The following is a 13,441-nucleotide window of genomic DNA, read 5'->3' as shown; positions in this document are numbered from 1 at the left end:
CATAATGCAATCCCAATGTTTACAATATACTACGTTGACACTATATGCGTGAGCAACCGACCACAACGAACGAACGAGTACACCGCCGACCCCGCCAGTGAGCGATATCGGCAGTGCTTGTTCGAGTGGTTGGCCGCCCACGCCCCCTTGTGGAACCAGATCAACTACCGACGCCGACAACAATACTTCCAAGAAGACGGCGATGTCTGGGACGCCGAGTACACCGACCTCTACGATGACTACGCGCCCATCCTCGGCAAAGCCACCTGCCAACAGGTCGCCAGAAAAAACAGCGAGGCGTGGCGCAGTCACTTCCAACTCCTCGACAAATACTACGACGACTCCAACACTGCGCTAACCGACAAACCCAGTCCACCCGGCTACTGGGGGAACCGTGACGACGGATACGAGTTGCACGGCCTCGTCCGTAACGACCTCTACACCATCGATTGGGACGAGAAGCGGAGTACGTTGGAGTTCGGCGTCGGAGACGCACTCGAAGAGAAATACGGCTTCGACTACAACGAGCGCGTCACGCTCGGAGTGCGCGGTAACCCGCAGTGGAACGGTGACGATGCGCGGTTAGAACTCGTCTATGACGAAGCAGCAGACAGGATTCGTGTCAAGCATCCAGTTCGCATTCGGCCAGACAGATTGCAGGAACAGCGACTGGATGCGTTCACTCACACACTCCAAACGGAGAACACGACGCACGTTGCTGCTATCGATGTCGGCGCGAACAACACCCTTGCCATCGTCACCTCGACTGGGGAAACCGCCGTCTACCACGCTCGACCGGAGTTTGAACGGTTTCGCGTGTTGTCCGGTCAAATCGCTACGTTGCAATCACAGCTCCCCGACGATCGGTACACGAGTCGACGCATTCAGCGCATATACGATGAACGTGGTGAGAAACGCGATCACAGTCGTGACGCTGCCGTGAAACACGCCGCAGAGTGGCTCCTTTCGCGCAACGTGGATACGGTGTACGTTGGTGATCTGACCGACGTACTGAAAGCGCATTGGTCGGCGAGCGTGAGCGAGAAGACCCACGCGTTCTGGTCACACCGACAGTTGGTTGAACGCATCGAACTCACGTTCGGAGACGTTAGTATTGGCGTTGAGCCGGTGAGCGAGGCTAATTCGAGTAGCGAGTGTCCCAAGTGTGAGAGCAACAACGTCGTTCGAGATGGCGACGAGTTTCGGTGTCACGACTGTGGGTTGGATGCCCATAGTGATGTGGCGGGGGCGTGGAATCTGCTGCAAAACGAGGTTGGGCCGATGGCACGACCCGCCGCCCTATCTGCTGAACGCGATGGGGACGCATCCCTCGACGATGAGGGGGCGTACTGGGAGTGGGATGGACACGATTGGACACCCGGGAGTTTTGGGGAACAGTCGAGTCCGGTTGACTAAACCAGCGTCGGCGAACCCGCAAGTTCACAGCCGGGGTAATCTGCTGGCCGGATTGCCCACGGAGGAATCCCACGGCTTCAGCCGTGTGGAAGATGTCAAGAGAGGACGAGTAGTTCTGCGGATTCCTCGTCCATGGCCGCGACATTCGTCGTCACGAACAGGGTCCCGCCAGCGGCCGTGACGTAGCCGACGTCGCCGGTCTCTTCGCGTTCGAATCGTTGCTCGCCGACGCGAACCGTCCGAACGCCGACGCCGCCGTCGATGTCGATCGCACGGAGTCGATCGCCGCCGACGTAGACCGTATCGCCGACGACGATCGGCGGACCTCGGGTGTGCTCTCCGAGGTCCACCCGCCACCGCTCGTCACCGTCGTCCGTCTCGAGCGCATAGAGCGTCGACCCCGACCGGGCGAGCAGCCGACGGTGGCCGATCGCGAGGCCGTCTTCACCGAACGCGTGGAGTTCAGTCTCCCACTCGCGTTCGCCACCGACATCGAAATACGTGATCGAGCCGTCGCCGCCCGCGATGGCGACGCCGTGGCCGCGTCGGCGGTCGTCCGAGGTGAGCACGATCGGCGCACTCGAGATTCCCGCTTCGATCGTCCGCCGCCACTCGACGGCCCCCTCCCAGCTATTGAGTCGGTACAGTTCGCCGCCGCGCGTCGCGACGAACAGCCAGTCCGCGTGTTTCGCGAGCGCGTACTGTGCGATGCCGAGCAGCTCCTGTTCCCAGAGCTCGTCGCCGCTCTCCGCGTCGAGTGCGTGGATGGTGTTGCCGGCGGCGACGTAGACCCGGCCGTCATCGCCCGTATCCGTCACCGTCAGCGCACTCTCGCTGACGATTCGCTCGAGTTCGAACGACCACTCGACCGCGCCGGACTCGAGGTCTCGAGCCGTCAGCTCCCTGCGTTCGGGGACGTACGCGGTGTCGTCGAACACTGTTGGCGAGCTGTTGTAGGCGTAGGCCTCGCTGTCGGGGTCGATCGACCAGCGTCGGTTTCTCGTCTCCCTGTCGAACGCGACGATATCGAGCCCCGTCGTCACGAGGACGGTGTCGTCGGTGACGATCGGTTCGCTGGTCGCCTGTGAGGACTCGAGGTCGACGCGCCACTCGACGTCCGGCTCGTCTCGCGGGGCGACCCCGTCGGGAATCGCCCTCGAGTTCCGGAGGTCCGCGCCGACGGTCGGCCACGTGTAGTCGTCGTCAGTTCCGGGACCAGCGCCGGTGTTGCCGAGACAGCCAGCGACTGCGGCGGTACTCGCGGCCGTGACCCCGAGGAGCAGCTCACGTCTGGAGGGCATCTTCCCTGGTTTCGACTCTCGCTCGAGATGAGCCTTCTGATATCCCGTTGACTCGTTGGCTGACGTCTCGCTCGTCGTCGTTGTGTTCGGAAACCGTTCTGGCGGAGTCCAACGCGAACGGCGTGAGCGTTGGGCACGGATGGCGTGAGCGGAGCGAACGCCATCAGGAGATTTGAACAGGTGAGAGACGTTCCGGGTCGCTCACTTCGTTCGCTTCCCGGGCTGCGACTCTCGTGTTCAAATCTCCGGGGAGTTTCCTGCAGCACAGCCCACTCGCTTCGCTCGTGGGTTTGTGCTGCAGAGAAACGTCCTGACGGAGATTTGAACTCCGGTCCCTGGCTCCGCAAGCCAAGAGGATAGTCCACTACCCTATCAGGACTCATCTACTCGTAGCCGGGTAAGTATTAAAGCCCTTTCGAAAGCTACCCGCTGAGACCCTCGAACTGGCCGCCTCGAGTCACTTCGTTGACCGGTATTTCGCCGGTCGTTCTCGAGGGTCGATAGGTACCCATGCGTTCGGACCCGCGGACGACAGTTCCGCCGTCCCGAATGCTCGTGTGCGGCCTCAACAGTCGATTGACTCGAAGGTTTATATCCGATACCGGACCCAAAGCGGGCATGCACGTTCACTCGAGTCCGATCGAACCGATGATTTGTTCTTCGCTGTACCCTCTCTCTGTGGCCGTCTCGGTCCTGCTAGACGCCATTTCGTCTCAACGGCTGTCGACGCGAATGGACAACGCTTATGCGCGGGCTATGCATGCACGAGCATAGTATGAGCGACATCGAGGGCGTCTACGAAGACCTCGAGGCCGACGTCTCCCTCGAGGAGTTTCGCGAGGCCGTCGAGGCGAAAGTCGAGCAGATGGGCGGACTCGCGGACGAAGAGACGGCGGCGATGCTCGTCGCTCACGAGATCGGCGAGAGCGAGGTCGGCGGCGTCGCCGACATCGAACCCGGCATGGAGGAAGCGAAGTTCGTCGCGAAGGTGATCTCGATTGGCGAGTTACGGACGTTCGAGCGCGACGGTGAGGACGCGGACGGCCGCGTGGTCAACGTCGAGGTCGCCGACGAGACCGGTTCGGTTCGGGCCGCGTTTTGGGACGAACACGCCGAAGCCGCGGTCTCCGAACTCGAGGAAGGACAAGTGCTCAAGGTCGCTGGCCGACCCAAGGAGGGCTTTTCGGGCGTCGAAGTGAGCGTTGACGACGTCGAACCGGACGACGAGACCGAAATCGACGTCACCGTCTCCGATACCCACACTGTCGAGGACCTCTCGCTTGGTCTCTCGAACGTCAACCTCGTCGGGCTAGTTCTTGACACCGGTTCCGTCCGAACGTTCGACCGCGACGACGGCTCCGAAGGACGGGTGTCAAATCTCACTCTCGGCGACGAGACGGGACGCATTCGCGTCACGCTGTGGGACGAACGGGCCGACCTCGCCACGGAACTCGAGCCCGATGCGACCGTCGAGGTCGTCGACGGCTACGTCAAAGAACGCGACGGCAACCTCGAACTCCACGTCGGCAACCGCGGAACGGTCGAGGAAGTCGACGAGGACGTCGAGTACGTCCCCGAAAGCACACCCATCGAGACCGTCGAGATCGGCCAGACGGTCGATATCGCGGGTGTCGTTCGCTCGGCGGATCCGAAACGCACCTTCGACCGTGATGACGGCTCGGAAGGCCAGGTCCGAAACATTCGGGTTCAGGATGCGACCGACGACATTCGCGTCGCCCTCTGGGGCGAGAAAGCAGACGTCGACGTCGGTCCCGGCGACGAGGTCGCACTCGGCGATGTCGAGATTCAGGACGGTTGGCAGGACGATCTCGAGGCTTCGGCGGGCTGGCAGTCGACGATCACGGTGCTCGAGTCCGAGTCGGCGGGCGACGCCGGAGCGGACGACGACGGGGCGAGCGCTGGGCTGTCGGCGTTCGCCGACGGCGCGGACAACGGCGACGAGCAGTCTACAACCGGCGAACCGACGGCGTCCGATTCGGCTTCGGATACCGACGACCCGTCCGACGGCGAGGAACTCGAGTTCACCGGCGTCGTCGTCCAGGCTGGCAATCCCGTCGTGTTAGACGACGGTGAGACGACGATGAGCGTCGCGACGAACGTCGATGTCGGTCTCGGTGAAGAGATAACGGCTCGGGGTGTCGTCCGCGACGGTCGACTCGAGGCGACTGACGTCTTCTGACGACGCCGTTTACGGTCCGATCTTCGCTCTCGTTCTACCGTGGGTTGATGGCTCGTTTCGCCAGTGTCTTAGATGGCTCGAGCAACCTCATCGAGCGCCTAGGAAAAGCGTTAAGGGAGTTAGCTTCGCCTATCATGATATGAACGTCGAACTCCCGTTCGCCCCGGTAGATACGATCATCCGGCGGAACGCGGGCGATCTTCGGGTGAGTGCCGATGCGTCGAAGGAACTCGCGACGCGGATCCAAGAACACGGGAGCGAACTGGCCGTCGACGCCGCCGAACGGGCCACCGTGGACGGGCGAAAGACGCTGATGGCGTCGGATTTTGGCGTCGAACAACTCGTTGATAAAGACGATCTCGAGTTGCCCGTCGCGCCGGTCGACCGCATCGCCAGGATCGAAATAGACGACCGATACCGCGTCTCGATGGACGCACGCATTGCCCTCGCGGACATCCTCGAGGACTATGCGGACAACGTCGCGAAGGCGGCGGCAATTCTCGCCCATCACGCCGATCGCCGAACGATCACCGACGACGACATCGAGACGTACTTCTCGCTGTTCGAGTGAGATGCAATTTGGCTACAGCGAGGATTGTCTCGCACACGATCCCGGTCCGCGCCATCCCGAGGCACCGGACCGGCTACGGGCGATTCGGGAGCGCCTGAAGACGAAACACGGCATCAAGTACGTCGAACCCGATCCGGTGGGAGTCGACGAGATCGCGAGCGTTCACGACAGGGAGTACGTGGAGTCGGTCGAGGAGTTCTGTGCTGACGGTGGTGGAAACTGGGATCCCGATACGGTCGCCGTCGAGGAGACGTGGGATGCGGTCTGTCGAAGCGCCGGGCTGGCCTGCTGGGCCGTCGAGGAAGCGCTCGAGGGGGCGACGGGCCGGGAAACGCCGTTTTCGATCGGACGGCCACCGGGCCATCACGCCGTCCCCGAAGACGCGATGGGATTTTGCTTTGCGAACAACGTCGCGGTCGCCGCCCAGCAAGCCCTCGAGAACGATGCCTACGCCGTCGATCGCGTGGCGATCGTCGACTGGGACGTCCACCACGGCAACGGCACACAGGACATCTTCTACGACCGCGAGGACGTCTTCTTCGTCTCGATCCACGAACGCGGGCTCTACCCGGGTACCGGTGACCTCGACGAAACCGGCGAGGGTGCGGGGGCGGGAACGACGATGAACGTCCCAGTGCCAGCCGGGACGAACGACGCGGCGTATCTGGCGATCGTCGACGGACCGGTCGCCGGCGCACTCGAGGCGTATGACCCCGACCTCCTCATCATCAGCGCCGGCTTCGACGCCCATCGCCACGACCCCATCTCGCGCGTTCGACTCACGACCGAGGCCTACGCGCTGATGACCGACCGACTGCGGACGCTCGCCGACGACGTCGATGCCGCGCTCGCGTTCGTCCTCGAGGGAGGCTACGGTCTCGATGTGCTGGCCGAAAGCGTCGCGCTGGTCCACGAAACGTTCGACGGCCGCGAACCGATCGAACCGGACGACGATCTCTCGAGTCGTGCCGAGGCGACGATCGAAGACGTCCTCGAGGAACACGGCCTGAACTGACCTCCGGACGGTCACTGGAGACGACCACCCTCTCCGTGGTTTTTCACGTGGCTCGCGCTCGGGAGGCCATCGTCAACACCGATCCGTTGTTCCCGACGGTCAATAGGCCCTTATCGACCTCTTGCGGTGTATTTTGGGACGTGTCGGCGTCGACCGTCGTGGCGCTTTTTCGTCGGTCGTCTACACGAAGTCCTGACGTACGTCGCAGGAAATACAGTATTAATAGTGTGGGTTAATGACGGGCACGGTCGTTCCATCGTGAGTATGTCGATGCAAGCCGTCGTACTGGAGGAGTTTCAAGAACCGCTCGAGGTACAGGAGGTCGACCGCCCGGAGCCGGAATCCGATGGTGTCGTCGCGACGGTCGAAGGTTGTGGCGTCTGCCGGAGCGACTGGCACTGCTGGCAGGGAGACTGGGACTGGTTCGGCTACCGTCCGGATCCGCCACACATCCTCGGCCACGAGCCGACCGGCACCGTCGTCGACGTCGGTGAAGACGTCGAAAACGTCGAAGAGGGTCAGGAGATCGCGATCCCGTTCAACTTCGCCTGTGGAAAGTGTGATCTCTGTCGAAACGGCCGGGAGAACATCTGTGAAAACCATGTCGGACTCGGATTCATGAACGAGGCGCCGGGGGCGTTCGCCGAGGAGGTACACATCCCGAACGCGGACGTCAACGCCGTCCCGCTGCCGGACTCGATCGACGCCGAAACGGCTGCCGGCTGTGGCTGTCGGTTCATGACGTCGTATCACGGGATGGCCCACCGTGGTGACGTCGGCCGCGGCGAAGCCGTTGTCGTCCACGGCTGTGGCGGAATCGGCCTCTCGGCGGTTCACATCGCCAACGCGCTGGGCGCGAACGTCATCGGGGTCGATCTGATGGATGATAAACTCGAGCGAGCCGAGGAACTCGGTGCCGTAGCGACGGTTAACGCGAGTGACGTCGACGACCCGGTCAAAGAAGTCCACGACATCACCGATGGCGGTGCGGACGTCTCAGTCGACGCGCTGGGGATCGAAACGACCTGTCGAAATGCGGTCGACTCCCTGAAGAAGGGTGGCCGCCACGTCCAGATCGGGCTCACGACCAGCGACGAACAGGGCGAAGTCTCGTTACCGACCGATGAGTTCGTCGCCAAGGAGATCGATTTCGTCGGCTCGCTGGGACTTCAGCCCTCACGGTACTCCGAGATGCTCGATATGATCGAAACCGGGAAACTCGATCCCACTGCGCTCGTCGAAAAGACGGTCGACATCCACGAGGTTCCCGACGAACTCGACGCGATGACCGAGTTCAACACCGTCGGCATCCCGGTCTGTACCGACTTCAGTTCCTGATACTGTCGGTCGGACCTCTTCTTTGGATTTGCCCCCCGCTGTTCCCATGGGTGAACCCACCGGTTGTGACCCGACTCACACTGTGGTGGTACAGGCTTTCCGGACGAGACCGACAGTCCACGCTCAGGGCCGTGGGTCGAAGTACCGCCGGAGTTCGCCGCCGAACTCCTCGAGCAGCGTCGTTACCTCGGTGCCGACGAACACCTCGTAGCCGTCCTCGAGCGCCGTCTCGACGTGTGCGCCGAGGCCGACGTCGAAGAGCCGGTCGCTCTCGAGGAACTCGCGGGCACTGGTGAACCGGCGCTCGCGTTCGGCGACGTACCGGCTCCCCTCGAGGAACGGGCCGTAGGTGTCGTCATCGTCTGCGTAGGCGTTGTAGAATCCCTCTGCGTGTGTCTTGACGTCAACTGGCGGTCCCTGGTGGCGTTCGACGGCGGGACGGGTCGCGACGGCTAGTTCGGCGAAGACGACGGCCGTCTCGTTGGCGTACGTCGTCCCGCGGAAGACGTCGAAGCCGCGGTCGTCGAGTCCCTGGGTGATCCCCGACAGCGACTTATACAGCTGCGGGTAGAGCTGGTCATCGACGAGGTCGGGTGCGTCGAACCGCACGGCGATCGGCGTCGTGGCGCGACGCTCGAGGTGGTCGAGAAGCGCCGACTCGGAGAGTGGCTCCGGCTCTCGTGGATCGAAAACGGAGGGGTGTGGCTGCTCGAGAAACCGGCGGGCGTAGTGTTGGAGGCGGGCGACGTTCTCGCTCGAGCAGACGGCGGCGACGTTTCGCTCGGGATCGGTCGGGTCGATGACGACGAGCGGATCGGAGAACGTTTCCTGCCCGTGGTCTTCGGGATCGAGTTCGACCGGCGGCTTCCAGTTGGCGGCGGCCTCGAGCAGGCCACGGAAGCCCCCGTACTCACAGACGAGCAGTTCGGTGAGGTAGCCGCTAAAGCCCCTGGTTCGGAGGTCGCTGCCGTAGGCACCGATCCCCTTCATGAAGCCTTTCGTGAGGCGGACGTCGGCGGCGAGGTCGTCGTCGAGCCGATCGAGTAAGTACTGGTTGTGAAACGGTGTTCGGTCGACGGCCGACTGGATCTCGGTCGCCGACTCGAGCCGGAAACAGGGGACGACGTCGACGTCGAACCCCTCGACCTCGCCTTTGACGTAGGGGTGTTCGGCGTACTCTTCGTGGCCGTCGGGAACGGTGGCGTGGCCAACCTCGAGGCCGTAGGACGCGAGCGTCTCGCGGTCGAGGTCGGGTGGGAAGCGGACGAAGACGTCGATGTCGCGGTCGCCGCTGACCCACGTCCCGCGGGCGCTCGAGCCGACCTGTAAGACGTCGGCGTCGGTACACAGGTCGGTCGCTGCGGCCTCGGCGCGGTCGACGAGTCGGTCGGCGATCGTCCGCAGTCGCTCGCGCTCGTCGTCGCTCGGGTCGACGCGGTCGCGAGCCGCGGTGATGACCCGCTCGAGGTCCTGATCGCGGTCGGCTACGTCGTCCGCCGTACCGGTCGACGGTCCGCCTTCGGTGTCGTACTCGGCCTCGTCCTCGCTCATCGGGTACTCGTACTCGAGCAGTGCGTGAAAGGGTATCGAACACGCAGCGGGCAAAACGAAAGCCCTATCAAATACACCCTGCTATCAGGAAACGAGCCGAAGTAGCTCAGATGGTAGAGCACCTCGCTGTTAACGAGGTTGTCCCAGGTTCGAGTCCTGGCTTCGGCGTGTTCTCTTTGAATCCATATCTCGAGAGGAGCGTACACTCCGAGCGAACGCTGTTTTTGCAAACGCGAAACGGCTCAGCACTCGAGCCCGCGAGTCGAAGCGACCGACGCACCGGCCGACCGTCTTGCATCTGTTCGGCTCCTGGCTTCGACGTTCGATACGCCGTGGCAAACCGAGTGGCTATCTTGAATGCGCCGCGTTTCGACCGCGTTCTCGCTCGTCGAGTCTGTGCCTGAGTTCCTCGTCGACCCACCCCTCGAGCGTCGTCGTCGGCTCGACACCCAGCGTCGCCTCGAGTTCACGTGTGTCGATGTCGAAGCGCCGAATAACCGGCTGGTCGGGAGTCGGCCGTTCGCGGAGTTCAACGTCGGGGCTCGAGCCGATCGTCTCGTGACACGCGGCGGCGACCAGTCCGGCGACTTCGAGGATGCTGTAGGCGTCGCCGCTACCGAGGACGTACTGGCGGGCGTCGGGTGAGGCGTCCGGGTCGATCACCGCGTCGACGGCCGCGACAACTGCGGCGGCCGCGTCGGTCACGTGGATTAAGTCACGCTCCTGGATGCCGGGCCGGTGGACGGGCAGCGACTCGCCCGCGATGGCACGCTCGAGAAAGAAGTCGACCACGGAGTTGCCAGCGACCGCTCGATCGGGTGGGGTACCGTACGGGTTGGTGAGACAGTACGTGATCGAGGGCGTCCGGCCGTCGGTGGCGGTTCGGACGGCGCGGTCACCGATCAGTTTCGTCCGTCCGTAGGTCGTCGTCGGATCGCGTGGGTGCTCGGCCGTGATTGGTTGTCGCTCCGGGTCGCCGATCGTTGCGACGCTCGAAAGGTGGACCAGCGGCACGCCTCGGCGGGCACACGCCCAGGCGACGTTTGTCGCGCCGATCGCGTTGATCTCGAAGGCGGCTTCGGGGTCCGCCTCGCAGGCGTTGACGCCGACGAGCCCGGCGGTGTTGACGACACACCCGACATCGTCGACGAACGAGCGGATCGCCTCACGGTCTCGCAGATCGACCGTCGGATACGTCTCGTGGCTCGAGCCAGCAGCCGGGTAGACGTCGTAGGCTTCGGTTTCGAGGGTCGAGACGACCGCGCTCCCGACGTAGCCGGAGGCTCCGAGGACGCCGACGGACTCACTCATCTCCCTCGGTTCCGTCCCCGTTCGCTCGGATCAGAGCCCGCCGTACTGGCCGCTGGCTCTTCTGACCCAGTGGGTTGCTCGTCGCCGATCGTCGGCCCGATCAGGTCGACGATCTCGTCGTGCTCTAAGAGCCGTTCGTTTTCGGAGGTGTACTCGCCCTCGAGGTCGGTGTCGACGTCCAGTTCGTCGTACTGCGGATAGAGGACGAAGTAGTCCTCGCGCTCGTCGGTGTACCGGAGTTCGTCTTCGGCGACGAGTTTTTCGTGGTACCGTTCGCCGGGTTTCGCTCCCACCAGGTCGATCCCGACGGCGCTCGGATCGTACCCGAACTGTGGGGCGTAGTGCTCGCGCATAGCCTCGGCGAGGTCGCCGATGCGGAGGGCGGGCATCTTCTTGACGAACACCTCGCCACCGTCCATTCGCAGACAGGAGTCGATGGCGAACGTCGCGGCGTCTTCGGGACGCATGACGAATCGCGTCATCGACGGATCCGTGACGGTCAGCGGCCCGCCCGATCTGAGCTGTTCATAAAAGAGCGGGACGACAGACCCCTCCGTGCCGACGACGTTGCCAAAGCGAACCGAGCCGAGCGTGAGGTCGTCGGGCGGCCGGTTCGCGTCGAACGAGGAGACGATTCGCTCGCCGATCAGCTTCGTCGCCCCCATCGTCGACGTCGGGTTCGCCGCCTTGTCCGTGCTCACGCCGAGCAGTCGGTCGACGCCGGCGTCGGCGGCCGCCTCGACCACGTTTTGTGTTCCGGTAACATTGGTTTGAACGGCCCCGTAGGGGTTGTCCTCGACCATCGGGACGTGTTTCATCGCCGCGACGTGGAAGACGATATCGACGTCTCGCATCGCGACGGCCAGCTGGTCTTTGTCCCGGACGTTCGCGAGCACCGATTCGATCTCCGGCTCTCGGTCGGTATAGGTGCCTACGAACGCGGCCAGTCGCTGCTCGCTGTTGTCGACGATTCGAATCCGCTCTGGCCCCCGTGCGACCAGTTCCGAGACGAGTTTCGAACCGATCGAGCCACAGCCGCCCGTCACGAGGACTGTCGATCCCTCGAGTGTCGTCGTCATCGTCGCGACTGTCCCGCCGGACGGGCTTTGTAATCCGAACGCTACACGCAGGCGGGGACTGTTGCCTGCCCTTACTCTCGAACGGATGGCTGTGCGAGCGAATTAACAATAGCCGTCACCGGCTCACGCTCTCCCGAATGAACGTCCTCGTGCTCACCACGTACGCCGACGCGCCGTTTCTGACCCAGCAGCTCGAGGCACTCGAAGAGCGCGGCGTCTCTACGCGGCTGCTTTCGGTGCCCGGCCACGTCGCCGCGGGGACCTCTCGCAGCGCTCGTCACTACCTCCAGTTTTTCCCCGAGGTGGTCCGAGAAGCCCGGCAGGACTACGACCTCGTTCACGCCCATTACGGGCTGACTGCGCCGATGGCGCTCGCCCAGCGTCGGCTCCCGGTCGTCCTCACGCTCTGGGGGACGGACCTCCAGGGACCGGGTGGACCGATCGCGCGGGCGTGTGCGCCGCTGTGTGAGGAGGTCGTCGTGATGACCGAGGAGATGGAACGGACGCTGGGAAGTGACTGTACCGTCCTTCCGTTCGGGATCGACCTCGAGAAGTTCCAGCCTGAACCCCAGTCTCAGGCTCGCGAGGCGGTCGGCTGGTCTCACGACGAACACCACGTCCTCTTCCCGTATCCGCCCGAACGGACCGTCAAGAACTACCCACGCGCGAGGGAGCTTGTCAACACCGTTGACAACCTATTCGACCGCCCAGTCAACCTGCAGGTCGTTTCCGACGTCGACCACGGGGCCGTCTCGACGTACATGAACGCCGCCGACGCGCTCTTGCTCACTTCCGACAGTGAGGGATCGCCGACCTCAGTCAAAGAAGCACTCGCTTGCAACCTCCCGGTCGTCTCGCTCGACGTCGGCGACGTCCGCACACGACTCGCCGGCGTCGATCCCTCGGTCGTCGCCACCGATGACGCGGGGCTCGTCGATGGTCTGCTCGAGGTACTCGAGCGTGACGAACGATCGAACGGGCGCGCGGCCGTCCGGGAGGTGAGCAAGGACGTCGTCGTCGACCGACTGTTCGAGCACTACGAGCGGGCGATCGGACTCGAGTGCGACCGCGGTCGAGAGCGGGTGGCTCCGCGAGCGGAGTGAGTCCGTCGGCGAGTCGTGGTCGACCCCAGCAGTGGGAGCCACCGAATAATTGAACCGTGCTTCCTGCGGAGGTGGATGTATGCGACGTCGTCTCCTCGTCGGTTGTGCGCTCGTCGCCGCGGTCGCGACCGCTGGGAGCCTCTATTTCAGCGAGATCATGCGCTTTCCGCCCTGTGAGCTGTGCTGGTACCAACGCATCCTGATGTACCCGCTCGTGGTCGTCCTCGTCGTCGGCGCGCTCGAGGACCGTCCGGGTGTCTGGAAGACCGGGCTCCCACTGTCGGGGCTCGGCCTCGTCCTCGCTGGCTACCACGTCGTGATCCAGGCCACCGGCTCGTCGGGCGTGACCTGCGGCGTCGGCGCTGGCTGTGGCGCGATCTACTGGCAGGGCCTTGGCTTCCTGACGATCCCACGGCTGTCTTTGCTGGCGTTTACCCTCATTACCGCCGGACTGCTCGCGCTTACGCTCTTCGAGCGCCGGACTCCCTGACCGCCGCCAGCACCCTCCGTACCGTCGGAGTCCCCGATAACGAACGAGTACGTATAGGTAACTCCC

11 protein-coding genes and 2 tRNA genes are annotated in these 13,441 nt (G+C 63.7%); 8 read left to right on the top strand and 5 right to left on the bottom strand.

Annotated features, from left to right (window positions below; all coding sequences use genetic code 11):
- The first annotated feature begins 48 nt into the window (after window positions 1-48).
- Window positions 49-1,416, top strand: coding sequence for an RNA-guided endonuclease TnpB family protein (locus tag AArc1_RS16980; protein WP_117365478.1), 1,368 nt, complete (start codon window positions 49-51; stop codon window positions 1,414-1,416).
- Between the two features lie 95 nt (window positions 1,417-1,511).
- Here the strand turns inward: AArc1_RS16980 and AArc1_RS16975 are convergent, their stop codons facing one another.
- Window positions 1,512-2,717 (bottom strand): outer membrane protein assembly factor BamB family protein, encoded by a 1,206-nt coding sequence (locus AArc1_RS16975; protein WP_117365477.1) that lies wholly within the window; start codon window positions 2,715-2,717, stop codon window positions 1,512-1,514.
- A 306-nt stretch (window positions 2,718-3,023) separates the two neighbouring features.
- A tRNA-Arg gene (locus AArc1_RS16970) sits at window positions 3,024-3,096 on the bottom strand.
- 396 nt (window positions 3,097-3,492) lie between these two features.
- Here AArc1_RS16970 and AArc1_RS16965 point away from each other — a divergent pair.
- From AArc1_RS16965 to AArc1_RS16950, 4 genes are all read left to right on the top strand, one after another.
- Window positions 3,493-4,917 (top strand): single-stranded DNA binding protein, encoded by a 1,425-nt coding sequence (locus AArc1_RS16965; RefSeq protein ID WP_117365476.1) that lies wholly within the window; start codon window positions 3,493-3,495, stop codon window positions 4,915-4,917.
- A gap of 139 nt (window positions 4,918-5,056) precedes the next feature.
- The gene (locus tag AArc1_RS16960; RefSeq protein ID WP_117365475.1) at window positions 5,057-5,488 is read left to right on the top strand and encodes a histone; all 432 of its coding nucleotides are present in this window, start codon (window positions 5,057-5,059) and stop codon (window positions 5,486-5,488) included.
- A 1-nt stretch (window position 5,489) separates the two neighbouring features.
- A complete protein-coding gene (locus AArc1_RS16955) occupies window positions 5,490-6,503 on the top strand; it encodes a histone deacetylase family protein (protein ID WP_117365474.1) in 1,014 nt (337 codons plus the stop codon).
- A gap of 270 nt (window positions 6,504-6,773) precedes the next feature.
- Window positions 6,774-7,841, top strand: coding sequence for a zinc-dependent alcohol dehydrogenase family protein (locus AArc1_RS16950; protein ID WP_117365952.1), 1,068 nt, complete (start codon window positions 6,774-6,776; stop codon window positions 7,839-7,841).
- Between the two features lie 123 nt (window positions 7,842-7,964).
- On the opposite strand, the gene cca is transcribed toward AArc1_RS16950, so the two are convergent.
- Window positions 7,965-9,392 (bottom strand): CCA tRNA nucleotidyltransferase, encoded by a 1,428-nt coding sequence (gene cca, locus AArc1_RS16945; RefSeq protein ID WP_117365473.1) that lies wholly within the window; start codon window positions 9,390-9,392, stop codon window positions 7,965-7,967.
- Between the two features lie 95 nt (window positions 9,393-9,487).
- Here cca and AArc1_RS16940 point away from each other — a divergent pair.
- Window positions 9,488-9,560 (top strand) — tRNA-Asn (locus tag AArc1_RS16940).
- Window positions 9,561-9,740: 180 nt separating this feature from the next.
- On the opposite strand, the gene AArc1_RS16935 is transcribed toward AArc1_RS16940, so the two are convergent.
- Window positions 9,741-10,703, bottom strand: a complete 963-nt coding sequence (locus AArc1_RS16935) for an NAD-dependent epimerase/dehydratase family protein (RefSeq protein ID WP_117365472.1) — start codon at window positions 10,701-10,703, stop codon at window positions 9,741-9,743.
- A complete protein-coding gene (locus AArc1_RS16930; protein ID WP_117365471.1) occupies window positions 10,700-11,782 on the bottom strand; it encodes an SDR family NAD(P)-dependent oxidoreductase in 1,083 nt (360 codons plus the stop codon). The genes AArc1_RS16935 and AArc1_RS16930 overlap by 4 nt, the downstream gene beginning before the upstream one ends.
- A 137-nt stretch (window positions 11,783-11,919) precedes the next feature.
- Here AArc1_RS16930 and AArc1_RS16925 point away from each other — a divergent pair, with 137 nt between their 5' ends.
- Complete coding sequence (locus AArc1_RS16925) at window positions 11,920-12,885, top strand: glycosyltransferase family 4 protein (protein WP_117365470.1); 966 nt, start codon at window positions 11,920-11,922, stop codon at window positions 12,883-12,885.
- A 79-nt stretch (window positions 12,886-12,964) separates the two neighbouring features.
- A complete protein-coding gene (locus AArc1_RS16920; RefSeq protein WP_117365469.1) occupies window positions 12,965-13,375 on the top strand; it encodes a disulfide bond formation protein B in 411 nt (136 codons plus the stop codon).
- Window positions 13,376-13,441: the final 66 nt, after the last annotated feature.

This window comes from Natrarchaeobaculum sulfurireducens, assembly GCF_003430825.1.
GTDB lineage: Archaea > Halobacteriota > Halobacteria > Halobacteriales > Natrialbaceae > Natrarchaeobaculum > Natrarchaeobaculum sulfurireducens.
Note: the sequence above shows the minus strand (reverse complement) of the source record. Positions and strands in the feature narration are given on the sequence as shown.

Excerpts from the sequence above, each read along its gene's own strand:
- cca (WP_117365473.1), bottom strand. The coding sequence starts at position 9,392 with ATGAGCGAGGACGAGGCCGAGTACGACACCGAAGGCGGACCGTCGACC.
- AArc1_RS16930 (WP_117365471.1), bottom strand. The coding sequence starts at position 11,782 with ATGACGACGACACTCGAGGGATCGACAGTCCTCGTGACGGGCGGCTGT.
- AArc1_RS16935 (WP_117365472.1), bottom strand. The coding sequence starts at position 10,703 with ATGAGTGAGTCCGTCGGCGTCCTCGGAGCCTCCGGCTACGTCGGGAGC.
- AArc1_RS16920 (WP_117365469.1), top strand. The coding sequence starts at position 12,965 with ATGCGACGTCGTCTCCTCGTCGGTTGTGCGCTCGTCGCCGCGGTCGCG.
- AArc1_RS16925 (WP_117365470.1), top strand. The coding sequence starts at position 11,920 with ATGAACGTCCTCGTGCTCACCACGTACGCCGACGCGCCGTTTCTGACC.
- AArc1_RS16960 (WP_117365475.1), top strand. The coding sequence starts at position 5,057 with ATGAACGTCGAACTCCCGTTCGCCCCGGTAGATACGATCATCCGGCGG.
- AArc1_RS16965 (WP_117365476.1), top strand. The coding sequence starts at position 3,493 with ATGAGCGACATCGAGGGCGTCTACGAAGACCTCGAGGCCGACGTCTCC.
- AArc1_RS16975 (WP_117365477.1), bottom strand. The coding sequence starts at position 2,717 with ATGCCCTCCAGACGTGAGCTGCTCCTCGGGGTCACGGCCGCGAGTACC.
- AArc1_RS16950 (WP_117365952.1), top strand. The coding sequence starts at position 6,774 with ATGCAAGCCGTCGTACTGGAGGAGTTTCAAGAACCGCTCGAGGTACAG.
- AArc1_RS16955 (WP_117365474.1), top strand. The coding sequence starts at position 5,490 with ATGCAATTTGGCTACAGCGAGGATTGTCTCGCACACGATCCCGGTCCG.